This is a genomic window from Derxia lacustris, assembly GCF_002105195.1.
In the GTDB taxonomy this organism is placed as follows: domain Bacteria; phylum Pseudomonadota; class Gammaproteobacteria; order Burkholderiales; family Burkholderiaceae_E; genus Derxia; species Derxia lacustris.
This window is the reverse complement of the sequence record NZ_MUHU01000004.1, coordinates 59,703-83,557: the sequence shown is the minus strand read 5'-3', so window position 1 is coordinate 83,557 and position 23,855 is coordinate 59,703. Positions and strand designations below refer to the sequence as shown.

Here is a 23,855-nt window from a genome sequence, read left to right as displayed (position 1 = left end):
CCAGCCAGTCCGGTAAACCGCCATGACACCAGCCGACTCTGCGATGACGCGATCGATCCTCGTCGTGATTCCCACGCTCAACGAAGCGCGAACCATCGAGGGCGTGATCGACTCCCTGCTTGCCGATCCGCCCGCGGGCGCGCGCCTCGACCTCGTCGTCGCCGACGGCGGCAGCAACGACGGCACGCAGGAAATCGTCGCCCGCCTTGCTGCCAGCCGCCCCGCGCTGCGCCTGCTGCACAACCCGCGACGGCTGCAAAGCGCCGCCGTCAACCTCGCCGCGCGCCTGCACGGCAGCGCCGCCGAAGTGCTGGTGCGTTGCGACGCGCATGCAATCTACCCGGCCGGCTTCCTGCGCCAGCTGATCGATTCGCTCGACCGCAGCGGCGCCGATGCGGTCGTCGTGCCAATGGATTCCACTGGCGACAACTGCGTCCAGCGCGCGGTGGCCTGGGTGTCCGATACCGTCGTCGGCTCGGGTGGCTCGGCGCATCGCGGCGGCCGCCGCAGCGGCTTCGTCGACCACGGCCATCACGCCGCCTTCCGCATGCATTCCTTCGTGCGCGCGGGCGGCTATGACGAGACCTACACCCACAACGAGGATGCAGAGCTCGACTGCCGCCAGCGCGCGCTCGGTTCGCGGATCTGGCTCGATGCCGACATCCGGCTCGCCTACCACCCGCGTGCCACGCTGCGTGCGCTCTGGCGCCAGTACTTCAACTACGGCCGCGGCCGGTCGCGCACCGTGCGGCGGCATCCGGGCTCCTGGCGGCCGCGCCAGCTTGCGGTGCCGGCCAATCTGGCGCTGTGCATTGCCGGCGTGGCGCTGGCGCCATTGCAGCCGGCCACGCTGGTGCTGCCGGTGGCCTATCTCGGCGCGCTGCTCTGGGCCTCGATCTGGATCGCCGTGGCGCGCCGTTCGTTGTGCGGCCTGCTGGCCGGGCCGGCCGCCTTCGTCATGCACAACGCCTGGGCGCTGGGCTTCTTCAACGGAATGATCACCGTGCGCGAAAAACCCTGGTCGGTCGAGGCCGCCGAGCCGCTGGCGCCCGCTTCGGCCGGTGCTGCGTCAGGGAGCAGCGCATGACGATCCTGCAGGGGCGGGATCGTCATGCTCCGCGTCCGCCGAGACGCAGTGCATCGAGTGGCGGCGGAGCGGCGGTCCGTTTGCCTTCCGGCTTTCCTGCGGACATGGCGACATTCGACAGCATTGCGCCAATGGCCGAGGAATGTGATTGAAATGGCAGTGGCTGGATTGTGTTGCACGATTTCAATTCACTGAAATCGTCTCGCGCTGCGACATTGACGATCTGCGGTCTGCGCGAAGGAATGGCTTGACGAATTGGCAAGGCAAGTGTTTTGCGATGTCATCGCGATCCGTATGCAATCTTGACATCGATTGCTGTCAATCGGCCTGAGCTACGGCGCGGGCTGAAGCCGTAACCATATTGAATGGCTGAATTCGACGGGGCTTGGACGGGTTAGGGACTTCGGCAAGCTGGGAGTCATGTTGGGCGATGAAATAGCCCAGCGCGCGAGATCTCAAATCGACGGTGGATATGCATATGCTTGGAACGATTCCGTTCAGTAATCGGCGATATGTCGGGAACGACATCGGCCAAATTGCGCATCCGACTCAATCTCCCGCGTCGATATCCGGGATTGCACCTGCGCTTTCCGCCGCCAGCGCCGAGTGGCCATTGAGAATTCTGCTGTGCATGTTGCTGATCTTGTACAGCGGCGCCTGGATTTATCCAGCGCAAGAAGGTTTCGGCGGCGCCGAGAATATTCAACTTACCAAGCCAGGCGGTGCTCCGTTCAATTATCTGACCTGGGTTTGTCTGTTGATGGCAATTGGTCGGGAGCTTTCGCAGTTTTCATCCGAGCGAGTTACCGCTTCGCTCAAGCCAATGGGTGCGCTGGCGACCGTGGGTTTCATCGCAGCCCTGGTCGGTTTCGATCCAATGTCGTCTTTCCGACTGTATTTTCTCTGGGTAGTAATGTTGATTGCGGCAGCCACGCTCGGTGCTGGCTTGTCCGAGAGCGCCGCCGTCCGCAGTCTGCTTATCGGATGCATGCTGATTGTCGGTGCCTCTGTACTCATGGCTTTGGTATTTCCCAATATCGGTATGCAGGCGGATCGTGACGCACGAGTTTGGCGAGGCGTATTCGCAGGGAAGAACGGATTTGGTTGGTTTGGTTCTATCGCACTCGTCATCGCAGTGGGTTTGTACGGAGCGGAATGTCGGCGATTGGCCATCTGCCTGATTCTGGGCAGTGCCATTTGCGTGCTGGCATCTGGATCCAAGGGCGCGCTGGTGGTGGCGCTGTCGGGCGTGGGCTATCGGCTGCTGCTGCCGCGTCTCGCGCGCCGTGTTTCCGCGCCGCTCGCATTCGTGATTCTGGTGCTGACATTCATTTTTTCGGCGATTGCAAGCCAGGTATTGATGCCGATCGTGCTGGAGGCGCTCGGGCGTGATCCAAGCTTGACCGGGCGCACCGATATCTGGGCGATGTATCTCGAAAGCATGTTGCGCAGTCCGTGGATTGGCAGCGGGCCAGGCGCATTCACCGGACTTTCGCCATTTACGGTAATTCTGGCGGCGCGTCTGGCAAGTCTGGGTGGCATTCTGACGCCGCACAACATGTATCTTGGGGCACTGGGTGATTCGGGCGTGATAGGCCTGTTCATCTATGTGTCCACGCTTGGTTATCTCGTATTCGTGGCGCCGCTGATTTATCAGTCGCGTACCGGATTCACCAGTGCTGGCATTGGCTTTCTCATGATGATCGTCGGTATCGTTGAAACCCATGAGATCTTCAATGCCGGTATCGGCGGCTATTGCCTGGTGTTGACGTATTCGATGGCGGTCAATCAGGCCGGTCGCGCGCACTCAGGACGTATTGCCGAATGCGGCGGCATTGATGCTGCAACCGATAGCAACCGAATTTGATGACGCCGAATACCGGGTCTGGAGAAAAGCATGGAAGCTGGAAAGAATTTGACCCCTCTCTCGGGCTTGGGCATTGGCTTTTGCACCTACAAGCGCAAGGAGGGCATGATCCGATTGCTCGATCACATCGCGATCGCGGCCAAGGCATTGCCGGCGCCGCCGATCGTGATCGTCGTCGACAATGATGGAAGCGATCCGAGCGTGGGTGAGGCGGTCGCCGAGTTCTCGCGCAATACGGGAATCGAATCGCGTTATCGCATCGAAAAACAGCCGGGCATTTCGGCGGCACGCAATGCAGTGTTTGCCGAAACCGATGCGCTCGGTGTGCGTTATCTGGCGATGATCGACGACGATGAATGGCCGTCGCCCGATTGGCTCGCGCAATTGCTTCGGACCAGCGAGGAACAGAAGGCGGTGGTCGTTGGCGGCCCGGTGCGGCCGGTCTTTCCCGATTCGGCGCAGCAGCTGCGCAAATGGGCGCGCTACTGGTCGGTCGACAAGCAAAAGTTGAACGGCAAGCCTTTCGTTTTCTGCACCTGCAATTTCCTGCTCGACATGGACAAGCTGCGTGACGAGCCGCGCCCCTTCTTCGACGAGGCCTTCGGCTTGTCGGGCGGCGGTGACACCGTGTTCTTCCGCAAGCTGTTCTTCCGTGGTCATCCGATGGCTTGGTCGGACGAGGCTTTCATCTATGAAGAAGTCCCGGTCTCGCGCGCGTCGCTCAAGTGGCTGCGGCAGCGCCGCTTTCGCGTTGGCAATCACGCCGCGCGCTGGGAAACGCTCGATTACGGCAAGGGGCGCGCCTTCCTCAAGTCGCTCGGGCTGACGGTGCGACTGCTGTTCTATCCGCTCTACAACCGCGAGCCCGATTCGCGCGCGCTGGGCTGGCTGCTGGAGTTCGACAAGGTGCGTGGCCGCTTCGCCTCGCATTTCGGCGACGTGTTCGTGGAATACGCGCGGCCGCAGCAGCCGGGCGAGAAGGTCTGCCGATGAACTGCCCGCAGCGCGTCCGTACCGGGGCGAGCGCATGACTGCGGTCGTCCGCCCGTCGCTGCTGAGCGAGCTCGAGCGGCGCTTCCGTCTCGTCACCTTCGTCACCACGATGGTGCCGACCATGGGCGCGCTCGGGCTCCAGTTCGTCACCTTCGCGCTGACCGCGCGCGGCCTGGGCATCGAGCAGTTCGGTCGCTACACGGCGGTGCTGGCCATCGTCGGCATCGCGGTTGAGCTGGTCGGGCTGGGCGGTGGCGATCTGGTGGTGCGCGCGGTGGCGCGCGACCGCGCGAGCTTCGGCCGCTACTTCGCGAAGATGCTGTTCCTCATCGCGCTCACGCTGCCGCTCGTGATCGGTGGCGGCCTGCTGCTGGCGCTCGGGCCGATGCAGCTCGACATGTCGCCGCTGTCGCTGGCGCTCGCGTTGCTGGCCGAGGTGCTCGTCGCGCGCATCTCCACCTCGCTTGAGCTGGTGATGGTGGCGCATGGCGATACCGCGCGTGCCGGCTGGCTGCGGGTGTCGGTGGTCTGCGTGCGGCTGGCGCTGGCGTTCGGCTTCTTCTTCGTGGCCGACCTGCACGATCTCGACGAATGGATTCTGGCGGTGCTGGCGCAATCGCTGGCGGCGACCGCCATCTGCATCGCGGTCGGCATCCGCTGCTATGGCGGGCCGCGCTGGGAAAGACTCGGCGAGGAAGCGGGCTCGGGCGCGGCGTTCTGCGTCAACCAGACCGCGCGCGCTTCCCAGTCCAACATGGACCGGGTGGTGCTCGCACGCTTCGCCGACGAGGCAGCTCTCGGCGCCTATGGCGCGGCGTCGCGCATCCTCCAGCTCGGGCTGTTCCCGATCCAGGTCGTGACGCGGATCCTCTACCCCAAGTTCTTCCAGAAGGGCGCGCAGGGCATCGGCGCCAGTCTGGCCTTTGCGGTCAAGACGGCGCCGGCGCTGGCACTGGTCGGCGCGGTCTCGGGCGCCGGCGTGGCGCTGGCCGCCATGCTGGCGCCGACGGTGCTCGGCAAGGTGTTTGCTGGCGCTACCGATACGGCCGGCCGGCTCGCGATCGCGATGCCCTTCATCGCGCTCCAGTACCCGGCCGCCGATGCGCTCACGGGCGCTGGCATGCAAAGCCTGCGCGCCGTCATCTATGGCGTGTCGGCCGTGGGTTTCGGCTTTCTGATGGTGTTCGGCGCCCGGCTTGGCGGCATCGACGGTCTGGTCTGGGCGTTCATCGCCGGACATGGCGCGGTTGCCGTGGCGCTCTGGCTGACCGCGTTCGTGCAGTGGCGCCGGCGCCGCTGAACCGGATGCGAGGCGGGGACCGGGCGCGCGAACGGCCGGTCCACCGGAGGAGACAGTTCGCACGGACGGCAGCCCATGACGGCTGCCGCGATTGAATGCCCACTCGCGTGGCGCTCATGTTTTTCTGGCTTATTGAGAGGCTCCAATGAAAGTCACAGTGATTGGTACGGGGTATGTCGGTCTGGTGACCGGCGCCTGCCTGGCCGAAATGGGCAACCACGTTCTTTGTCTGGACGTGGATGCGCGCAAGATCGAAATCCTCAACACGGGCGGCATCCCCATCCATGAACCGGGGCTGAAGGAAGTCGTGCAGCGCAATGTCGCTGCCGGCCGCCTCGAATTCACGACCGACATCGCGCATTCGGTCGCGCACGGCACGCTGCAATTCATCGCCGTGGGCACGCCGCCCGACGAGGACGGCTCGGCCGACCTGCAATACGTGCTGGCCGCCGCGCGCAACATCGGCCGGCTGATGACCGACTACAAGGTCATCATCGACAAGAGCACGGTGCCGGTCGGTACCGCCGACAAGGTCAAGGCCGCCATCGCCGACGAGCTGGCCGCGCGTGGCGTGGAGCTCGAGTTCTCGGTCGCGTCGAATCCCGAGTTCCTGAAGGAGGGCGCCGCCGTCAACGACTTCATGCGGCCCGACCGCGTGGTGGTCGGCGTGGACGACGAGCGCGCCGTGCTGCTGCTGCGCGCGCTGTATCAGCCGTTCACGCGCAACCGCGAACGCCTGCTCGTCATGGATGTGCGCAGCGCCGAATTCACCAAGTACGCGGCCAACGCGATGCTGGCCACGCGCATCTCGTTCATGAACGAGCTGTCGCGGCTGGCCGAGCGCCTCGGCGCCGACATCGAACTGGTGCGCGTGGGCATCGGCTCCGATCCGCGCATCGGCACCAGCTTCCTGTACGCCGGTGCCGGCTACGGCGGCAGCTGCTTCCCCAAGGACGTGAAGGCGCTGGTGCGCACCTCGGCCGAGAACGGCCTGCCGGCCACGCTGCTCAATGCCGTCGAGCAGGTAAACGACGAGCAGAAGCTGGTGCTGGTCGAGAAGCTGGTGAAGCGCTACGGCGAGAACCTGTCGGGCAAGACCTTTGCGCTGTGGGGCCTGGCCTTCAAGCCCAACACCGACGACATGCGCGAGGCGTCGAGCCGCGTCATCATCGCCGAGCTGCTCAAGCGCGGCGCCTCGGTCAAGGCCTATGACCCGGTCTCGATCGACGAAGCCAGGCGCGTCCTGGTCGACGTGGAAGGCAACACGCTGCCCGGCCTTACCTTCACCGACAGCGCCAATGCCGCACTCGAAGATGCGAACGGTCTGGTCATCGTCACCGAGTGGAAGGAATTCCGCTCGCCCGACTTCGACGGCCTGGCCGCCGCGCTGAAGGACAAGATCGTCTTCGACGGTCGCAACCTGTACGAGCCGGCGCTGGTGCGCGCCTCTGGCCTCGAATATCACTCGATCGGCCGCAACTGATGTGCCGAGGCCGGCGTGAGCCGGTCTCGGCGACGGGCCGCCCGCGCGGCTCGCAATAAAAAGGGGCGACCGGCCAACACCGGTCGCCCCTTTTTGCGTGGGGGTGGCGTCAGTACTCGTTCATCACCACGCCGAGCATGCGGGCCGGCGACTTGCCGAGCAGCGCCAGAAAGGACTGGAGCGGCGCGACCCGGGTGCGGCCTTTGCGGGCAATGGCGAGCGCCGAGCCGCACTTGGCCGCGATCACGCGCGCATCGGCGCCATACACCGCCGCCGGCGTGTCGACGATCACATGGTCGAAGCGCGCGAGCAGCTTGCTCAGCAGCAGACCGAAGGCCGGCCGCTGCACCAGTTCGAGCGGATTGGGCGGCTCGGTGCCGACCGGCAGCACGAACAGGCTGGGCAGCTCCTCGGCTTGATGTACCGCGTCGGTATCGAGCCGGCCGGTCAGCAGCGCATTGCTCAGGCCGGTCTTGTGCTCGCCGAGGTCGAACACCTCATGCAGGCGCGGCTTGCGCAGGTCGGCATCGATGAGCAGGGTGCGCGCGCCGAGCTGGCTGAAGGCCACCGCGAGATTGGCCGCGAAGAAGGTCTTGCCGTCGCCCGAATCTCGGCTCACCACCGCGATGGCGCGGCGTGCGTCCTCGGGCGTGGCATTCATCATCAGCCGGCTGCGCAGGTCGCGGAAGGATTCGGCCACGTCGCCGAACGGGTCGGTGGCGGTGACGAGTTCGGTGCCGGCCGACCAGCGCGCCTTGGGCAGATAGGGATAGTGGAACTGCTGCGACAAGGCCCACAGCACTTCGTCGCCGGTGGCGAAGTCGAGCGCGACGGCCGATTCGCCGAAGCGGGTGCCGTGATCGCGCTGGTGCCGCAGGATCTGCTCGACCTGATCGTCGGACAGCGGTCGCACACGGCGCAGGATCTGGCCGATGGGCGCGCCGCGCGCCTCCTCGACGAGATCGGCCAGGGGTGGGGTTTCGGCAACGGTGGCGAAGAAATCCATGGCGTTCAGGCTCGAAGTCGGGCGGGAGAGGTCTGCGCTCCGGCCAGGCGGCGCAGCGGCAGGCGGGCGAGCAGACGTTCCATCCGGGTCGGCGGCGGCAGCGGCGGCGGAATCACGCCGAGCACCTGCTGGCGCAGCAGCAGGGCGATGTCTTCGGTGGTGTGGATGCGCCGGTCGAGCAGTTCGCGTGCAAGCGAACCGGCGACGCTGAACAGCAGGCCGACGAAGATCGCCAGCCCGAGATTGGTCTTGAGCTTGGGGCCGGACGGCGCCGGCGGCGTGCTGGCGTACTTGACGATGGATACGTTGGTCATCGTGTTCTGGCTGGCGAGGCTGCTTTCCCCCACCCGCGCCAGTACCGCGTCATAGGCGCGCTGGGCACTTTCAACATCGCGCTTGAGCACCAGTGCTTCGTCGCGCTTGCTCTTGAGCTGGAGCACATGGGCACGCTGGGCTTCGACCAGGCGAGTCATGGTCTGCGCCCTTTCGCTGCTGGCGTTGTCGTCGGCCTCGATCGAGCCCGAGACGCGCTTGATCTCGTTGGCTCGCTGCTCGTTCAGCTGGGCGATGCGGGCACGCAACTCGCGCACGCCCGGATAGTCGGCGCCATAGCGCTCGCCCATTTCGTGCAATTGCGCTTCGCTCTGGCTGATGGTGGTCGAGAGCGTGGAGACCACCGGGCTGGCGAGCGCTTCGCGCAGGCGTTCGGCATTGCTGCGGCTCTGGGTCTGGCGGCTGCTGGCGTCGGCGCCGGCAGCCTGCAGCGAAACCAGCTGGGCGGTGAGTGCCGCGAGCCGGGTGTTCTCGGTGTCGAGCTGCTCGTCGGTTGTGATGACACCCGCTTCGCGCTGATAGGCCGAGAGCTGGTTCTGCGCCGCTTCGAGCTTGTCGCGCAGCTGCTTGGCGCGCTCGTCGAAGAAGCTGTTGCTGTTGCGCGCGCGTTCGACGCGCAGTTCGGCCGTGGTGTCGATGTAGGCCTGCATGAAGGCATTGACCAGGGCCGATGCCAGTTCCGGGCTGCTCGACGTGTAGTTGTAGTTGACCACGCCCGAATCGCGCGATGGCTTGATGTCGAGCTTGAGCTGGAGCAGATCGGAGAGCCAGCTCATGTAGTCGCCGACACCGTTGGTCTCGTCCTGCCATTTGGCATGGGTGTCTGCGTCGTTTTCGAGGCCGAGCAGGGTGATGGCCTTGCGCGCGACGCGCTCGCTGTTCATCAGATCGATTTCGGTGGTCATGTAGCCCGGCATCAGCGCGCTGGGCAGGACCACGCCGGCGACCGGATCGGGCGCCTTGATGTCGACCAGCACCGCACCCGAGGCGGTGTAGCGCTTCGGGGCGATGAGGGTGCTGACGATGCCCAGCGCGATGGCGATCACGAGGATGAACAGGCTCATCTTGCGATGCACCCGGAGGATGACGAGCAATTGGCTGAGCGACATGGAGGCGATCGGGAGGGGTTACTTGAGGGCGTCCAGGCCCTTGCGGAGCGCGGCCGGATCGACGGCGGGGGCGCCGGCGGCAGCGCTGCCCGCGCCGGGATTGCCGCCGGCGGCCGGCGCCGCCAGCGGCTGCGCGAACTTGCCGACATAGGTCACCGGCGTGGCGGCACGCAGCGCCTTGGTCGCATCGGCCACCGCGCGCCGGGCCTGATCGGCCTGGAGATAGCGCTCGATGGCCGGCCGCGCCTGGACGAGCCCGACCGCCGCCGGCGTGCTGCCGAGCAGGAACAGCACGGTCGCGCCGCCGGGCCGGGCGACGATGATCGAGTCGCCGCTGGCCAGTTCGGAGAAGCGCTTGAGCTGGTCCAGCGGCAGGTTCTCGGCCGGGATGGTGACGTTCTGCACCACCGGCCGCACGCCGGCGGCGGTGAGTGCGTCGCGGAAGGCCTGCGGCGAGCGCCGGCTGCGCAGCAGGCTGTCGGCGCGGCTGCTGGCATCGGCGCCGTCGAAACCGACCTGCTCGATGGCATAGAGCTGGCGGTTCGAGAACAGCAGCGGGTTGTCGTTGTAGAAGCGCTCGATCTCCTCGGGCTTGGGCTTGCCGGCGGCGATCGCGTCGCGCTCGACCTTGCTGCCATAGGCGCGTGCCAGTACCTCGCGCCGCGCCGCATCGAGCGCCTGCACCGTGCGCGGATCGCGGTCGAGTCCGTCCTTCACTGCCGCCTGGGCTGCCAGCTCCTGGTCGATCAGGCGTTCGAGCAGTTCGCGGCCGGCGCGTTCAGCCTGGTCGGCCGGAACGCCGTTGCGCTGCTGGAGCAGGTAGTTGAGCTGGTGCACGGTCAGCTCGGCCGAGCCCACCTTGACGGCGGTCTGGGTGTCGGACGGCTTGTGATCGCCGCCGCAGGCCGCGAGTGCGAGACCGGTGACGAGTGCAAGCCCTGCAAGGCGGAACGGGAATGAGGGCATCGAGGTGCGCAGAGGTGGCATGGCGGGAGGTGTGGACAGGTGCGCCGGGGCGCGAGCGCCGGCCGGCAGTGCTGTCGCGGAGTTTGGGTTTGCTCCGTGACTCGCCGACCCTGGACCGGCCGGACGGAGCGGGCGCGACGACGGAGGCGGTGAGGAGTCGGCTCGGAGCAAGTTGGGGCGCAGCGTTAAGGACGGAATCGGGGCGGCGGCGCTGACGGCGATCATCGACGGCCGGTGTCGCGCGATGCGGCAATGCACCTTCGGCCCCGTCCTGCGAGCTCGGGATTATCGAGTCCGACCCAGTACCGGCGTTTGTGCGCCCAGACCCAAATCGCCGCGAATGAGAAATATGACGCGGTGCAGCGATGGCGCTGGCGCGTTGCATGCCGCCTGAAATGCAGCGGGGGCGGATGCCTTGCGACATCCGCCCCCGTGTGTTGCCAGCCCGCGATCGCGCCGCGTCAGTCGGCCAGCTTGCGCTTGAGGATCTCGTTGACCTGCGCCGGATTGGCCTTGCCCCTGGTGGCCTTCATCGCCTGACCGACCAGCGCGTTGAACGCCTTTTCCTTGCCGGCGCGGAACTCCTCGACCGACTTGGCATTGGCCGCGAGCACCTCGTCGATGAGCTTCTCGATGGCGCCGCTGTCGCTGATCTGCTTGAGGCCGCGCGCCTCGATGATCGCGTCGGCATCGCTGCCTTCGCCTTGCCAGATGGCGGCGAACACTTCCTTCGCCGTCTTCTGGTTGATGGTGCCGTCGAGCACGCGCGCGACCAGCTTGCCGAGCTGCGCGGCACCGACCGGGGCGGCGGCCACGTCGATGCTGTGTTCGTTGACCGCGGCCGACAGCTCGCCCATCACCCAGTTGGACGCGGCCTTGTACGCGGCCGGCGCCTCGGCCTTGCCGGCGGCGTCGGTCAGCGCGGCGCGCGCGGCCTGCTCGTAATAGGCGGCGAGCGCATGGCTCGCGGTCAGCGTCTGCGCGTCGTATTCGGGCAGGCCGAAATCGCGCACGAAGCGCTCGCGCATCGCGGCCGGCAGCTCGGGCAGGCCGGCCTTCACGCGCTCGATCCAGTCGGGCGCGATGTCGAGCGGCAGCAGGTCGGGATCGGGGAAGTAGCGATAGTCCATCGCGTCTTCCTTGCTGCGCATCGAGCGGGTTTCGTCGCGGTCGGGGTCGTAGAGGCGGGTTTCCTGCACCACCGTGCCGCCGTCCTCGATCAGCTCGATCTGGCGGCGCACCTCGTAGTCGATGGCGGCCTGCAGGAAGCGGAAGCTGTTGAGGTTCTTGATCTCGCAACGGGTGCCGAATTCCTTCTGCCCGACCGGCCGGACGGACACGTTGGCGTCGCAGCGGAACGAGCCTTCCTGCATGTTGCCGTCGCAGATGCCGAGCCAGACCACCAGCGCATGCAGCGCCTTGGCATAGGCCACCGCTTCGGCCGAGGAGCGCAGTTCCGGCTCGGTGACGATCTCCAGCAGCGGCGTGCCGGCGCGGTTCAGGTCGATGCCCGACATGCCCTGATAGTCCTCATGCAGCGACTTGCCGGCGTCTTCTTCCAGATGCGCGCGCGTGAGGTTGATGGTCTTGGTGTAGGGCTCGCCGTTCTTGGGCGTGACCACGAAGCTCACCTTGCCGCCCTGAACCACCGGAATCTCGTACTGGCTGATCTGGTAGCCCTTGGGCAGGTCGGGATAGAAGTAGTTCTTGCGCGCAAAGATGCTGCGCGGCGCGATGGTCGCGCCCACCGCCAGCCCGAAGCGGATCGCGCGCTCGACGGCGCCGCGATTGAGCACCGGCAGCACGCCCGGCAGCGCCAGGTCGATGACGCTGGCCTGGGTGTTGGGCTCGGCGCCAAACGCCGTGCCGGCGGGCGAGAAGATCTTGCTCTCGGTGGAGAGCTGGGTATGGGTCTCGAACCCGATGACGACTTCCCATTGCATGGCGTGATCCTTTCTCAATAGCCGGCCGGCACGCGCAGATGCCAGTCGGTCGCGAGCTGGAACTGGTGCGCTGCGCCGAGCATGCGGGCCTCGTCGAGATGGTTGGCGATGAGTTGCAGCCCCACCGGCCGGCCACCGTCACCGAAGCCCGCCGGCAGGCTCATGCTCGGCACGCCGGCCAGACTGCCCGGCACCGTGTACAGATCGCTCTTGTACATGGCGACCGGGTCGGCCGATTTCGAGCCGATGTCGAAGGCCACGGTCGGCGCCACCGGACCGGCGATCAGATCGCATTGGGTGAAGGCGCGCTGGAATTCCTCGGCGATCAGGCGGCGCACCTGCTGGGCCTTGATGTAGTAGGCGTCGTAATAGCCGTGGCTCAGCACATAGGTGCCGATCATGATCCGGCGCTTGGGCTCGGCGCCCAGGCCTTCGGAACGGCTGGTCTTGATCATGTCGATCAGGTCGGCGTAGTTCTGCGCGCGATGGCCGTAGCGCACGCCGTCGAAGCGGTTGAGATTGCTCGACGCCTCGGCCGACGACACCACGTAGTAAACGGGGATGCCGAGCGCCGACACCGGCAGCGAGATCTCGACCAGCTCGGCGCCGAGTGCCTCGTACTGCTTGAGCGCTTCGCGCACGCGCGCTTCCACGTCGGGCGACAGGCCCTCGCCGAAGAATTCCTTGGGCACGCCGATGCGCAGGCCCTTGACCGGATTGGCCAGCGCGCGCGTGTAGTCCTCGCGCGGCCGGTCGAGGCTGGTCGAGTCCTTGGCGTCGTGGCCGAGCATGGCGTTGAACACCAGCGCCGCATCCTCGGCCGACTGCGTCATCAGCCCGGCCGTGTCCAGGCTCGACGCGAAGGCGATCATTCCCCAGCGCGACGGCCGGCCGTAGGTGGGCTTGACGCCGGTCACGCCGGCGAACGACGCCGGTTCGCGGATCGAGCCGCCGGTATCGGTGGCGCTGGCCACGGGCGCGAGCCGCGCCGCCACGCAGGCCGACGAGCCGCCCGAGCTGCCGCCCGGCACGGCGCGCTTGTCCCAGGGATTGAGCACCGCGCCGTAGGCCGAGTTCTCGTTGCTGGAGCCCATCGCGAACTCGTCGCAATTGACCTTGCCGAGCGTGACCATGCCGGCGCCCGCGAGCTGCTCGACCACCGTGGCGTCGAACGGGCTCATGTAGCCCTCCAGCATCTTGCTGGCTGCGGTCGACGCGAAATCGCGCGTCACGAAGATGTCCTTGTGCGCGATCGGGATGCCGGCGAGCGGCCCGGCATTGCCGGCGGCGATCAGCGCATCGGCGGCGGCGGCCTGCCTGAGCGTGACTTCGGGCCGCACGTCGAGGAAGACGTTGAGATCGCGGTTGGCGTCGATGCGCGCCAGATAGGCGCTGGCCAGCTCGACCGCCGACAGCTCGCGTTTTGCGAGCAGCGCGGACAGTTCGGCGAGGGTCTTGTGCGTGATGTCGGACATGGCGGCGCTCATTCGATGACCTTGGGCACGAGGAAGAGGCCGTCCTGGCGGGCCGGCGCGTTCTTCATCGTCTCGTCGCGCGGGATGAGCGGCTGGGCCGCGTCGTCGCGCAGGCGCTGGGCGCCGCCGAGCGGATGCGCCATCGGCTCGATGCCGGTCGTGTCGATCGCGCGCATCTGCTCGATGAGGCCGAAGATGCCGTTGAGTTCGCCGAGCGTGCGTTCGGCCTCGGCCGGGGTGATCTGGATGCGCGCGAGATGCGCGATGCGTTCGACATCGGAAAGCGTGAGCGACATGGGCTTGGCTGCGGTTGTCTGTTGGAGGGTATGCCGGCCGATCCGGCGCCGATGCAGCCGCGGGCCGATGCCCGCAGTACCGCGCCGAACGCGGCACGAACCGTGCGGAAGCAGGCCCGCAAACGCCGCAGCGCACTGCCGAAAACAGTGCCGCGTACTCGGGGAAGACCGAGGGATAGGGTAGCATTGCGCGCTTCACGCGGACGGCGGGCGCCCGGTGCAGCACCTATTGCGCGCGGCTCGCCAGTCCTCCGATCGCACGCGGACGTCGACGGTGAACGACCCCTTCCGCCGCGTGTGCCGGCGACCTCTGGATGGCACGGCGCCCTCCCTCCACGGCAGGATCTACATGCTCGGTTTTCTCTCCAAGTACTTCTCCAACGACCTCGCCATCGACCTCGGCACGGCCAACACCCTCATCTATGTACGCGGCAAGGGCATCGTCCTCGACGAGCCTTCCGTGGTGGCCATCCGCCAGGAAGGCGGCCCGAACGGCAAGAAGACCATCTGCGCGGTCGGCAAGGAAGCCAAGCAGATGCTCGGCAAGGTGCCGGGCAACATCGAGGCGATCCGCCCGATGAAGGACGGCGTCATTGCCGACTTCACGGTGACCGAGCAGATGCTCAAGCAGTTCATCAAGATGGTTCATCCGGGCAGCATCTTTGCGCCCAATCCGCGAATCATCATCTGCGTGCCCTGCGGCTCGACCCAGGTCGAGCGCCGCGCGATCCGCGAATCGGCGCTCGGCGCCGGCGCGAGCCAGGTCTATCTGATCGAGGAGCCGATGGCGGCCGCGATCGGTGCCGGCCTGCCGGTGAGCGAGGCCAGCGGCTCGATGGTCGTCGACATCGGCGGCGGCACGACCGAGGTGGGCGTGATCTCGCTCGGCGGCATGGTCTACAAGGGCAGCGTGCGCGTCGGCGGCGACAAGTTCGACGAGGCCATCATCAATTACATCCGCCGCAACTACGGGATGCTGATTGGCGAGCCGACCGCCGAGGCCATCAAGAAGGAAATCGGCTCCGCCTTCCCGGGCTCCGAAGTCAAGGAGATGGAAGTCAAGGGCCGCAACCTGTCCGAAGGCATTCCGCGCAGCTTCACGATCAGCTCCAACGAGATCCTCGAAGCGCTGACCGATCCGCTCAACAGCATCGTCTCGGCGGTCAAGAGCGCGCTTGAAGCCACGCCGCCCGAACTCGGCGCCGACATCGCCGAGCGCGGCATGATGCTTACCGGCGGCGGCGCGCTGCTGCGCGACCTCGACCGCCTGCTGATGGAAGAAACCGGCCTGCCGGTCTCGGCCGCCGAAGACCCGCTCACCTGCGTGGCGCGTGGCAGCGGCATGGCGCTCGAGCGCATGGACAAGCTCGGCTCCATCTTCACCTCCGAATAACGCTGCACAGGCCGGCCTCGGCCGATTCGACGGCATGGAACTGCAACCGCCGCCGTTCTTTCGCCAGGGCCCCTCGGCGCTGGCGCGGCTCATTTTCTTCGCCGGGCTGTCGCTCGTGCTGCTGGTGGTCGACGCGCGCATGCACACGCTCGAAGCGCTGCGCCTGACCGTGGGCACGGCGCTCTATCCGCTGCAACGCGGCGCGCTGTGGCCGAGCGAGATCGCGCGCGCCGTCGCCGGGCATTTCTCCGACGTGGCGACGCTGCGGCGCGAGAACGACGAGCTGCGCCGCCAGCGGCTGGCCGATGCCACCGAGCGCCAGCAAGCCGAGCAGCTCGCGGCCGAGAACACCCGGCTGCGCGCGCTGGTCGATGCGCGCGCCCGCGCCGGCATCGCCACGCTGATGGTCGAGGCGCTCTACGACACGCATGACCCGTTCACGCCGCGCGTCGTCATCGACCGCGGCAGTCAGGCCGGCGTGCGCGTGGCCGAGCCGGTCATCGACGAACTCGGGCTGGTCGGCCAGGTGGTGCGCACCTTCCCGTTCACCGCCGAGATCGCGCTGGCCACCGACCGCGAACAGGCCACGCCGGTGCAGGTGCGCCGCACCGGTCTGCGCACGCTGGCCTCGGGCGGCGATGAGCCGGGCACGATCGAGCTGCGCTTTCTGGCGGCCAACGCCGATGTGCAGGAAGGCGACCAGCTCGTCACCTCGGGGCTCGACGGCGTCTATCCGCCCGGGCTGCCCGTGGCCAGGGTGCGCACCGTGGTGCGCACGTCCGATTCCACCTTTGCGCGCATCGTCGCCGACCCGGTGGCGCACATCCGGGGCGCCAGCATGCTGCTGGTGCTGCGCGTCGAGGCTCAGCTGCCCGAGGGCAGCGATCCGAATGCCGCCGCCGTCGTTCCCGGAGCCAGGCCATGAGCAGCGTGGGTGACGTTCCCCGGCGCGACATCATCCTGCGGCCGGCGTCGCGGCCGTTCATCTATGCCTCGCTGCTCGGGCTGCTGCTGCTCGATCTGCTGCCCTGGGGCGGCCGGCTGTTCGTGCCCGACTGGCTCGCGCTCGGGCTGGTGTTCTGGCACATCCACCAGCCGCGCAAGGTCGGGCTGGGGCTGGCGTTCGCGCTCGGGCTGGCGATGGATGTGCATGACGGCGCGCTGCTTGGCCAGCATGCGCTGGCCTACACGCTGCTGTCGTATGGCGCCATTTCCATGCATCGGCGGGTGCAGTGGTTCAACCAGTTCGGCCAGATGATCCATGTGCTGCCGCTGCTGCTGATCGGCCAGCTGGTGAGTCTGGTGGTGCGGCTGGCGGCCGGTGCCGACTTTCCGGGCTTTGCGTATTTCGCGTCGAGTCTGGTGGCGACGCTGCTGTGGCCGCTGGCCAAGCTGCTGCTGCTGGCGCCGCAGCGCCGCACCGTCGACCGCGACGACAACCGGCCGCTGTAAGCCCATGCATCTGCCGAGCTTCCTTCCCGCGTCCTGTGGCGCCTGCCCGCGCATCGGTCGGCGGGCAGCCGCTGGCGGGGCTGTCCGATGAGCGCCGGCCTGCGCGACAACCAGCAGGAGCTGGTCAGCTTCCGGCGCCGGCTCGGCGTGGTGGCGGCGGTCATCCTGATCTGCTTTGGCCTGCTGATCGCGCGCTTCGCGTGGTTGCAGATCGTCAATTACGAGAGCTATCACGCCAAGGCCGAGGACAACCGCATCTCGGTCGTGCCGACGCCGCCCAATCGCGGCGTGATCGTCGACCGCAACGGCGTGGTGCTGGCGCGCAACTACTCGGCCTACACGCTCGAAATCACGCCGTCGCGGCTGGCGGCCGGCCAGCTCGATCCGACCATCGACGCGCTGGCCCGCATCATCGACATCCAGCCGCACCACCGGCGCCGCTTCAAGCAGCTGCTCGAAGAAACCCGCACCGTCGGCTCGCTGCCGATCCGCAACCGGCTCACCGACGAGGAAGTGGCGCGCTTCGCGGCCTGGCGCTTCATGTTTCCGGCGGTCGAGATCAAGGCGCGGCTGTTCCGCGAATACCCGCTCGGCGCGGTCGGCGGCCATGTGCTCGGCTACATCGGCCGCATCTCGGCCAAGGACGCCGAGCGCATCGAGGACTGGGACAACGCCGACGACTACAAGGGCACGGAGTACATCGGCAAGGTCGGCATCGAGCAGAGCTATGAGCGCGAGCTGCACGGCAGCACCGGTTTCGCCGAGGTGGAAGTGTCGGCCGGCGGCAAGCCGGTGCGCACGCTGAGCCAGACGCCGGCCACGCCCGGCAACAATCTGGTGCTGTCGGTCGACATCCGGCTCCAGCAGATGGTCGAGCAGCTTTATGGCGCGCGGCGCGGCGCGCTGGTCGCCATCGAGCCGAGCAGCGGCGATGTGCTCGCCTTCGTCAGCCGGCCCGGCTACGACCCCAATCTGTTCGTCGACGGCATCGATCCGGTCAACTGGAAGACGCTCAACGAGGACCCGGACAAGCCGCTGCTCAACCGGCCGTTGCGCGGCGTGTATCCGCCGGGCTCCACCTTCAAGCCCTTCATGGCGCTGGCGGCGCTCGAAAGCGGCAAGCGCACGCCGGGCTGGAGCTTTCACGACACCGGCGTCTTCAACTTCGGCGGGCGCCAGTTCCGCGACAGCAAGCCGGGCGGCAATGGCGTGGTCGATCTGCACAAGGCCATCGTCTATTCGTCGGACACCTACTTCTACATGCTGGCCAACGACATGGGCATCGACGCCATCGCCAGCTTCATGAAGCCGTTCGGCTTCGGCCAGCTGACCGGCATCGACATCGAGGGCGAGAAGAAGGGCGTGCTGCCGTCGAGCGAATGGAAGCGCAGCGCCTTCAAGCGGCGCGAGGCCCAGCAGTGGTATGCCGGCGAGACGATTTCGGTCGGCATCGGGCAGGGCTACAACAGCTACACCATCCTGCAACTCGCGCATGCGGTGTCCACGCTGGCCAACAACGGCGTGGTAATGAAGCCGCATGTGGTGCGCGAGGTGGTCGATGCGCGCACCGGCCAGCACCGGCCGACCGTGCCCGAGATGAGCTACACCATCCCGCTCAAGCCCGAGAACATCGAGGCGGTGAAGAGCGGCATGGTGGATGTGAACCGCTTCGGCACCGGCTCCACCGCGTTTGCCGGCGCGCCTTACGTGGCGGCCGGCAAGACCGGCACGGCCCAGGTCATCGGCATCAAGCAGGGCGCCAAGTACAACGAGGCGCTGACGCCCGAGCGCTTTCGCGACCATTCGCTGTTCATCGCGTTTGCGCCGGCCGACAACCCCAAGATCGCGGTCGCGCTGATCGTGGAAAACGGCGGTTTCGGCGCCAAGGCGGCCGGGCCGATCGCGCGCCGGGTGTTCGACTACTGGCTGCTCGGCAAATGGCCCGAGGAGCTGGACGATCCGCGCAAGGCCGCCGCGCTCATCGGCAGCGACGACGATCCGGCGCAAGGCCCGAGCGACGAGGAGCGCGGCCTGCCGCTGCCGGCGGCGCCCGACCTGCAACGCGATCAGGTGCGCGACGACCTCGCCGCGCCGCCGCCGGTGGCGCCGCGCCGGCCCGCGCCCGCAGCCGATCCCGGCGCCGCCGTGCCCGCGCCGGCACCCGACACCGCCGCGCCTGCCGGCACCAGCGCACCCGCCGCCGGCGCCGCCGCGCCGGCCGGCCATCCGGCGCCGGCCAATCCGCCCGGCACGCCGTCGCACCGCGATGCGCCCGACGCCGCGCCCGCCCCAGTCGTCCAGCGCAAGGAAGAAACGCCATGACCCGCCGCGAACTCTGGCTGCGCCTGCGGCCCTGGCTGCTGGTGTTCGACCCGACGCTGATGCTCATCCTCGGCGCGCTGGTCGGGCTGTCGCTGTTCACCATGGCGTCGAGCGCCAACAACTTCCCGGGCCGCTTCGACGGCCATGTGAAGAACCTGCTGTTCGCGCTGCTGGTGATGTGGGTGATGGCCAATGTGCCGCCCCGGCTGCTGATGCGGGTGGCGGTGCCGGTCTACATCGGCGCGGTCACGCTGCTGATCGCGGTGGCGCTGTTCGGCACCGTCAAGAAGGGCGCGCGGCGCTGGATCGATCTGGGCTTCATGCAGCTCCAGCCGTCCGAGCTGCTGAAGATCGGCCTGCCGCTGATGCTGGCCTGGTACTTCCACATGCGCGAGGCCACGCTCGGCTGGCGCGATTTCGCGCTGGCGGCGCTGCTGATGCTGCTGCCGGTCGGGCTCATCCTCAGGCAGCCCGATCTGGGCACGGCATCGCTGGTGGCGGTCGGCGGCTTTGCGGTGATCTTCTTCGCCGGCCTCAACTGGAAGGTGCTGGCGGCGCTCGGCATCACCGGGCTCGCCAGCCTGCCACTGGCCTGGACCTTCATGCACGACTATCAGCGCGAGCGGGTGCTGACGCTGATCGATCCGACCAAGGATCCGCTCGGCAAGGGTTTCCACATCATCCAGAGCACCATCGCCATCGGCTCGGGCGGGCTGTTCGGCAAGGGCTGGATGCAGGGCACGCAGACGCATCTGGAGTTCATCCCAGAGCGCACGACCGACTTCATCTTCAGCGTGTACTCCGAGGAGTTCGGCTTCGTCGGCAACTGCCTGCTGGTGACGCTCTACTTTTTGCTGCTGGCGCGCGGACTGATCATCGCCGGCAATGCGCCCACGCTGTTCGCGCGGCTGTTCTCGGGCGCCATCGTGTCCATCCTGTTCATGTACGCCTTCGTGAACATGGGGATGGTGAGCGGCATCCTGCCGGTGGTGGGCGTGCCGCTGCCGTTCATGAGCTATGGCGGCACCGCGCTCATGACGCTGGCGGTCGGCTGCGGCGTGCTGATGAGCGTGAACCGGCACCGCCAGCTGGTGCAGAGCTGAGCCGCTTCAGCGGCGCGGCGGCGGATTGGCGTCGTCGCCGGCCAGCTGCTTGAAGCGGGTGCGGTCGGCATCGAAGCGCGCATTGATGCGCGCGATCTCCTCATTGCGCCGTTGCATCAGCGCCAGCTCGAAGTCGCGCGAGCGGGCGTTCTCCTCGAGCTTGGCGTTGAGCGCCGCCGGCGGCTGGGTCTTCTTGTAGAACTCGAACTCGGCCTGGATCGCCAGCTTTTCCTTCTCCAGCGCCACCAGCCGGTTCTGCGAGATTTCCAGCATCGACTCGGATTCGGCCAGCGCCCGCTTGCGCGCCAGCTCCAGCGAATCGAGGTTGGAGAAGCTCGACAGCAGCACCCGGTCGCGCTGGCGCGCGGCTTCGCGCGCGCGTTCCTCCTCGGCCTCGCGGCGCTGCTGCTCGGCGCGCTGGGCGCGTTGCTCGGGCGTCAGCGGCGCCTCGATGGTGCGGCGCAGCGAGCCGTCGCGATTGAGCACGCGCTGCTCGCGATTGAGGCATTCCGGGATCGGCTGGTCCGACGAGATCAGCCGGCCGGCGGCATCGCGGCAGCTGTAGATGGTCGGCGGCGGCTTCGACGGCTCGGCGGCAGGGCAGCGGTCTGACGCGGCGACGGCCAGCGCTGTCGCGGCGGCGGCGAAGCCTTGCCGCGCGGCAGCCCGATTCATGTGCGGTCGACGCCGAAGCGTGCGCGGTAGGCGGCAACGTGTTCGCGCCAGGCGGCGAGGTCGCTGTCGTTGCTTGCGTCGAGCCAGCTCATGAGGTCGTCGAGATTGGCGATGGCGAGCACCGGCAGGCCGTATTCGGCCTCGAACTCCTGCACCGCCGAGCGCGCCGACAGTGCGCCTTCGACGCCCTTGCGCTCCATCCGATCGAGCGCGATGGCCACCGCCACCGGCGTGGCGCCGGCCGCGCGGATCACCTCGACCGATTCGCGCTTGGACGCGCCATCGGTCAGCACGTCGTCGATGATGACCACGCGCCCCTTGAGCGGCGCGCCGACCAGCAGACCGCCTTCGCCGTGATCCTTGGCTTCCTTGCGGTTGTAAGCGAACGGCACGTTGCGGCCGTGCCCGGCCAGCGCGATGGCGGTGGCGGCGGCCAGCGTGATGCCCTTGTAGGCCGGGCCGTAAAGCATGTCGAAGCCCAGTCCGTCGGCTTCGGCGGCGAGCAGGCTGCGCGCGTAATAGTCGCCGAGCGCACCCAGGCTGGCGCCGTCGCTGAACAGTCCCGCGTTGAAGAAGTAGGGCGAGGGACGCCCGGCCTTGGTGATAAATTCGCCGAAGCGCAGCACGCCTTGTTGCAGTGCAAAAGCAAGAAATTCCTGACGAAAGCTATTCAAGACTGCCTCAAAAGTCGTGGTTGGCTTGTGTGCCGATCGCGTCGCTGTCGTGCCAGCCAAGGCGCAAGAACAGGCCGGCGCAGCGCATCAAATTGCAGAAACGAGCAATGAATCACGGATTGTGAGCGGATTCGCCCGATCCTCCGATTTGCATTTTCCCAAAAAGACTACAGACCGCCGCCCGGAGGCAATTTGCGCCGGACGCGTCTTTCGCCACATGACAACGCCGCTGCGCATCATTACCGCCAATCTGAATGGCATTCGTTCCGCCGAAACGAAAGGATTTTTCGGCTGGCTGGTGCAGCAGGGCGCTGCCGCCGTCTGTGTGCAGGAGCTCAAGGCCCAGATCACCGATTTGAAGGAGGGGATGATCGTCCCATCCGGGTCATCCCTGATCGGTGAATTCGCTCACGCTCAGAAGAAGGGTTACTCGGGCGTGGGCCTCTACCTTGATCGCAATCGGTTTTCGGACATTGAAACCGAGCGCGGTTTTGGCGTGGCCGAATTCGACGACGAGGGCCGGATGATCGAGACGCGCTTCACCGCCGGCGGCATGAAGATCGCGCTCGTGTCGCTCTATTTGCCGTCGGGTTCGTCGGGCGATCACCGGCAGGCGTCCAAGTTCCGCTTCCTCGAGGCCTTCATTCCGCATCTGCAAAAGCTGCGCGACTGCGGCCGCGAAATCCTGCTCTGCGGCGACTGGAACATCGCGCACCGCGAGATCGACCTGAAGAACTGGCGCAGCAACCAGAAGAACTCCGGCTTCCTGCCCGAGGAGCGCGACTGGCTGAGCGGCGTGTTCGACAGGCTCGGCTATGTGGATGTGTACCGGCGTCTGCATCCTGATGCGACCGACGCCTGCTACACATGGTGGAGCAATCGCGGTCAGGCGCGCGCCAACAACGTGGGCTGGCGCATCGACTACCAGATCGCCACGCCGGCGCTGGCGGCCTGCGCGACGCGCGCGTCCATCTACAAGGACGCCTGGTTCAGCGACCACGCGCCGCTCACCATCGACTACGAACTGCCCGACGCATGAGCGCGCTGCTCGCGGTGTTCGGCAGCCGGCGCATGGCGGCGACGCTGCTGCTTGGCTTTGCGTCGGGGCTGCCGCTGGCGCTCACCTCGGGCACGCTCCAGGCGTGGATGACGGTCGAGGGGCTCGATCTCAAGACCATCGGCTTCATGACGCTGGTCGGTCAGGCTTACGTGTTCAAGTTCCTGTGGTCGCCGCTGCTCGACCGCTATCCGCCGCCGCTGGCGGGTGGGTTGTTCGGCCGGCGGCGCGGCTGGCTGATCGCATTCCAGCTCGCGCTGGCGGCGGCGCTCGGCGCGATGGCGCTGTTCGATCCGCGCGATGCGCTTGGCACGCTGGCCACGCTGGCGGTTGCGGTGGCCTTCCTGTCGGCGTCGCAGGACATCGTCTACGACGCCTGGCGCACCGATGCGCTGCTGCCGGTTGAGCGCGGCGCCGGCGCGGCCCTAATGGTGATGGGCTATCGCGGCGCGATGCTGGTGTCGGGCGGGCTCGCGCTCTGGATTGCCGATGTGTGGCTCGGCTTTCGCGGCACCTATGCGCTGATGGCCGGGCTGATGCTCGTCGGCGTGGCCGGCACGCTGCTCGCGCCCGAGCCGGCCGGCGCCGGACCGGCGGCGCCGCGCTCGCTCGCCGAGGCGGTGGTCGGGCCGATGAAGGCGTTCTTCGCCAAGCGCTGGGCGCTGGGCTTTCTGCTGCTGATCGTGCTCTACAAGCTCGGCGATGCGTTTGCGGTCGCGCTGAGCACCACCTTTCTTATCCGTGGCGCGGGTTTTTCGCCGGGCGAGGTCGGGCTGGTGAACAAGACCTTCGGGCTGTTCGCGACCATCGTCGGCGCGCTCGCGGGTGGTGCGCTGATGGCGCGGCTCGGGCTGTGGCGCAGCCTGTTCCTGTTCGGCGTCGCGCAGATGGTCAGCAATCTCGCCTACTGGGCGCTGGCGGTGCTGCCCAAGAGCCTGACCACCATGGCGACCGCCGTCGCGATCGAAAACCTTTGCGGCGGGCTGGGCACGGCGGCTTTCGTGGCGCTCCTTACGGCACTCTGCGACCGGCGTTTCTCGGCCACGCAATACGCGCTGCTGTCGGCACTGTCGGCGGTGGGGCGGGTGTACGTGGGGCCGGCGAGCGGCTGGCTGGTCGAGGAGATCGGCTGGGCCAGCTTCTTCCTCTGCACGGTGGCGATCGCGGTGCCTGGGCTGCTGCTGCTGATCGGCATGCGCGAGCCCGTCAGGCGGCTGGAGCCAGCCGACAAGCCCGATACCTGACCGGCCTTGTCATGAAATTGCGACACAATGCCGGGTTTACTGCTTTCGACCGGCATTCGGCCGGCGTCTCCTTTCTT

Annotated in this window: 20 protein-coding genes; 12 read left to right on the top strand and 8 right to left on the bottom strand. The window is 67.2% G+C overall.

What is annotated here, in order from left to right; all coding sequences use genetic code 11:
- The first annotated feature begins 43 nt into the window (after window positions 1-43).
- The 5 genes from B9P64_RS05495 to B9P64_RS05475 all read left to right on the top strand — a co-directional run bounded on the left by B9P64_RS05495 (window position 44) and on the right by B9P64_RS05475 (window position 6,730).
- On the top strand, window positions 44-1,087 hold the full coding sequence (locus B9P64_RS05495) for a glycosyltransferase family 2 protein (RefSeq protein WP_085315225.1): 1,044 nt from the start codon (window positions 44-46) through the stop codon (window positions 1,085-1,087).
- Between the two features lie 478 nt (window positions 1,088-1,565).
- A complete protein-coding gene (locus tag B9P64_RS05490; RefSeq protein WP_176256733.1) occupies window positions 1,566-2,954 on the top strand; it encodes an O-antigen ligase family protein in 1,389 nt (462 codons plus the stop codon).
- Window positions 2,955-2,984: 30 nt separating this feature from the next.
- Window positions 2,985-3,947 carry a glycosyltransferase family 2 protein gene (locus B9P64_RS05485; RefSeq protein ID WP_085315223.1) on the top strand — a complete coding sequence of 321 codons (963 nt, stop codon included), beginning with the start codon at window positions 2,985-2,987 and terminating at the stop codon, window positions 3,945-3,947.
- A 34-nt stretch (window positions 3,948-3,981) separates the two neighbouring features.
- Window positions 3,982-5,247 carry a lipopolysaccharide biosynthesis protein gene (locus B9P64_RS05480; RefSeq protein ID WP_085315222.1) on the top strand — a complete coding sequence of 422 codons (1,266 nt, stop codon included), beginning with the start codon at window positions 3,982-3,984 and terminating at the stop codon, window positions 5,245-5,247.
- A gap of 145 nt (window positions 5,248-5,392) precedes the next feature.
- A complete protein-coding gene (locus B9P64_RS05475; RefSeq protein WP_085315221.1) occupies window positions 5,393-6,730 on the top strand; it encodes a UDP-glucose dehydrogenase family protein in 1,338 nt (445 codons plus the stop codon).
- A 109-nt stretch (window positions 6,731-6,839) separates the two neighbouring features.
- On the opposite strand, the gene B9P64_RS05470 is transcribed toward B9P64_RS05475, so the two are convergent.
- The 6 genes from B9P64_RS05470 to gatC all read right to left on the bottom strand — a co-directional run bounded on the left by B9P64_RS05470 (window position 6,840) and on the right by gatC (window position 13,858).
- Entirely contained in the window at window positions 6,840-7,736 is an 897-nt protein-coding gene (locus B9P64_RS05470) for a polysaccharide biosynthesis tyrosine autokinase (protein ID WP_085315220.1), read from the bottom strand.
- Window positions 7,737-7,741: 5 nt separating this feature from the next.
- Complete coding sequence (gene epsF, locus B9P64_RS05465; RefSeq protein ID WP_085315219.1) at window positions 7,742-9,178, bottom strand: chain length determinant protein EpsF; 1,437 nt, start codon at window positions 9,176-9,178, stop codon at window positions 7,742-7,744.
- A gap of 18 nt (window positions 9,179-9,196) precedes the next feature.
- Entirely contained in the window at window positions 9,197-10,165 is a 969-nt protein-coding gene (locus tag B9P64_RS05460; RefSeq protein ID WP_217808646.1) for an EpsD family peptidyl-prolyl cis-trans isomerase, read from the bottom strand.
- A gap of 440 nt (window positions 10,166-10,605) precedes the next feature.
- Window positions 10,606-12,087: an Asp-tRNA(Asn)/Glu-tRNA(Gln) amidotransferase subunit GatB gene (gatB, locus tag B9P64_RS05455; RefSeq protein ID WP_085315217.1), complete on the bottom strand. Its 1,482-nt coding sequence runs from the start codon at window positions 12,085-12,087 to the stop codon at window positions 10,606-10,608.
- 14 nt (window positions 12,088-12,101) lie between these two features.
- Window positions 12,102-13,562, bottom strand: a complete 1,461-nt coding sequence (gene gatA / locus B9P64_RS05450; RefSeq protein WP_085315269.1) for an Asp-tRNA(Asn)/Glu-tRNA(Gln) amidotransferase subunit GatA — start codon at window positions 13,560-13,562, stop codon at window positions 12,102-12,104.
- A gap of 8 nt (window positions 13,563-13,570) precedes the next feature.
- A complete protein-coding gene (gene gatC / locus B9P64_RS05445; RefSeq protein ID WP_085315216.1) occupies window positions 13,571-13,858 on the bottom strand; it encodes an Asp-tRNA(Asn)/Glu-tRNA(Gln) amidotransferase subunit GatC in 288 nt (95 codons plus the stop codon).
- A 349-nt stretch (window positions 13,859-14,207) separates the two neighbouring features.
- Here gatC and B9P64_RS05440 point away from each other — a divergent pair, with 349 nt between their 5' ends.
- The 5 genes from B9P64_RS05440 (at window position 14,208) to rodA (ending at window position 20,128) form a co-directional block, all read left to right on the top strand.
- Window positions 14,208-15,251, top strand: coding sequence for a rod shape-determining protein (locus B9P64_RS05440; protein WP_085315215.1), 1,044 nt, complete (start codon window positions 14,208-14,210; stop codon window positions 15,249-15,251).
- 34 nt (window positions 15,252-15,285) lie between these two features.
- A complete protein-coding gene (gene mreC, locus B9P64_RS05435) occupies window positions 15,286-16,176 on the top strand; it encodes a rod shape-determining protein MreC (protein WP_085315214.1) in 891 nt (296 codons plus the stop codon).
- On the top strand, window positions 16,173-16,703 hold the full coding sequence (gene mreD, locus B9P64_RS05430; protein WP_085315213.1) for a rod shape-determining protein MreD: 531 nt from the start codon (window positions 16,173-16,175) through the stop codon (window positions 16,701-16,703). Before mreC ends, mreD begins: the two co-directional genes overlap by 4 nt.
- Window positions 16,704-16,790: 87 nt before the next feature.
- Window positions 16,791-19,025, top strand: coding sequence for a penicillin-binding protein 2 (gene mrdA, locus B9P64_RS05425; protein WP_085315212.1), 2,235 nt, complete (start codon window positions 16,791-16,793; stop codon window positions 19,023-19,025).
- Window positions 19,022-20,128, top strand: coding sequence for a rod shape-determining protein RodA (rodA, locus tag B9P64_RS05420; RefSeq protein WP_085315211.1), 1,107 nt, complete (start codon window positions 19,022-19,024; stop codon window positions 20,126-20,128). Before mrdA ends, rodA begins: the two co-directional genes overlap by 4 nt.
- Window positions 20,129-20,134: 6 nt before the next feature.
- Here rodA and B9P64_RS05415 read toward each other — a convergent pair whose 3' ends face one another.
- Complete coding sequence (locus B9P64_RS05415; RefSeq protein ID WP_085315210.1) at window positions 20,135-20,803, bottom strand: hypothetical protein; 669 nt, start codon at window positions 20,801-20,803, stop codon at window positions 20,135-20,137.
- Window positions 20,800-21,477, bottom strand: coding sequence for an orotate phosphoribosyltransferase (pyrE, locus tag B9P64_RS05410; protein ID WP_085315209.1), 678 nt, complete (start codon window positions 21,475-21,477; stop codon window positions 20,800-20,802). The genes B9P64_RS05415 and pyrE overlap by 4 nt, the downstream gene beginning before the upstream one ends.
- Before the next feature lie 217 nt (window positions 21,478-21,694).
- Between pyrE and B9P64_RS05405 the strand changes: the two genes are divergently transcribed.
- Window positions 21,695-22,516, top strand: a complete 822-nt coding sequence (locus B9P64_RS05405) for an exodeoxyribonuclease III (protein WP_085315208.1) — start codon at window positions 21,695-21,697, stop codon at window positions 22,514-22,516.
- Entirely contained in the window at window positions 22,513-23,778 is a 1,266-nt protein-coding gene (locus tag B9P64_RS05400) for an AmpG family muropeptide MFS transporter (RefSeq protein WP_085315207.1), read from the top strand. The genes B9P64_RS05405 and B9P64_RS05400 overlap by 4 nt, the downstream gene beginning before the upstream one ends.
- Window positions 23,779-23,855: the final 77 nt, after the last annotated feature.

Excerpts from the sequence above, each read along its gene's own strand:
- B9P64_RS05460 (WP_217808646.1), bottom strand. The coding sequence starts at position 10,165 with ATGCCACCTCTGCGCACCTCGATGCCCTCATTCCCGTTCCGCCTTGCA.
- B9P64_RS05485 (WP_085315223.1), top strand. The coding sequence starts at position 2,985 with ATGGAAGCTGGAAAGAATTTGACCCCTCTCTCGGGCTTGGGCATTGGC.
- B9P64_RS05480 (WP_085315222.1), top strand. The coding sequence starts at position 3,982 with ATGACTGCGGTCGTCCGCCCGTCGCTGCTGAGCGAGCTCGAGCGGCGC.
- B9P64_RS05495 (WP_085315225.1), top strand. The coding sequence starts at position 44 with ATGACGCGATCGATCCTCGTCGTGATTCCCACGCTCAACGAAGCGCGA.
- gatA (WP_085315269.1), bottom strand. The coding sequence starts at position 13,562 with ATGTCCGACATCACGCACAAGACCCTCGCCGAACTGTCCGCGCTGCTC.
- B9P64_RS05475 (WP_085315221.1), top strand. The coding sequence starts at position 5,393 with ATGAAAGTCACAGTGATTGGTACGGGGTATGTCGGTCTGGTGACCGGC.
- B9P64_RS05470 (WP_085315220.1), bottom strand. The coding sequence starts at position 7,736 with ATGGATTTCTTCGCCACCGTTGCCGAAACCCCACCCCTGGCCGATCTC.
- gatC (WP_085315216.1), bottom strand. The coding sequence starts at position 13,858 with ATGTCGCTCACGCTTTCCGATGTCGAACGCATCGCGCATCTCGCGCGC.
- epsF (WP_085315219.1), bottom strand. The coding sequence starts at position 9,178 with ATGTCGCTCAGCCAATTGCTCGTCATCCTCCGGGTGCATCGCAAGATG.
- B9P64_RS05490 (WP_176256733.1), top strand. The coding sequence starts at position 1,566 with ATGCTTGGAACGATTCCGTTCAGTAATCGGCGATATGTCGGGAACGAC.
- B9P64_RS05440 (WP_085315215.1), top strand. The coding sequence starts at position 14,208 with ATGCTCGGTTTTCTCTCCAAGTACTTCTCCAACGACCTCGCCATCGAC.
- rodA (WP_085315211.1), top strand. The coding sequence starts at position 19,022 with ATGACCCGCCGCGAACTCTGGCTGCGCCTGCGGCCCTGGCTGCTGGTG.
- mreC (WP_085315214.1), top strand. The coding sequence starts at position 15,286 with ATGGAACTGCAACCGCCGCCGTTCTTTCGCCAGGGCCCCTCGGCGCTG.
- mreD (WP_085315213.1), top strand. The coding sequence starts at position 16,173 with ATGAGCAGCGTGGGTGACGTTCCCCGGCGCGACATCATCCTGCGGCCG.
- B9P64_RS05400 (WP_085315207.1), top strand. The coding sequence starts at position 22,513 with ATGAGCGCGCTGCTCGCGGTGTTCGGCAGCCGGCGCATGGCGGCGACG.
- B9P64_RS05405 (WP_085315208.1), top strand. The coding sequence starts at position 21,695 with ATGACAACGCCGCTGCGCATCATTACCGCCAATCTGAATGGCATTCGT.
- mrdA (WP_085315212.1), top strand. The coding sequence starts at position 16,791 with ATGAGCGCCGGCCTGCGCGACAACCAGCAGGAGCTGGTCAGCTTCCGG.
- gatB (WP_085315217.1), bottom strand. The coding sequence starts at position 12,087 with ATGCAATGGGAAGTCGTCATCGGGTTCGAGACCCATACCCAGCTCTCC.
- B9P64_RS05415 (WP_085315210.1), bottom strand. The coding sequence starts at position 20,803 with ATGAATCGGGCTGCCGCGCGGCAAGGCTTCGCCGCCGCCGCGACAGCG.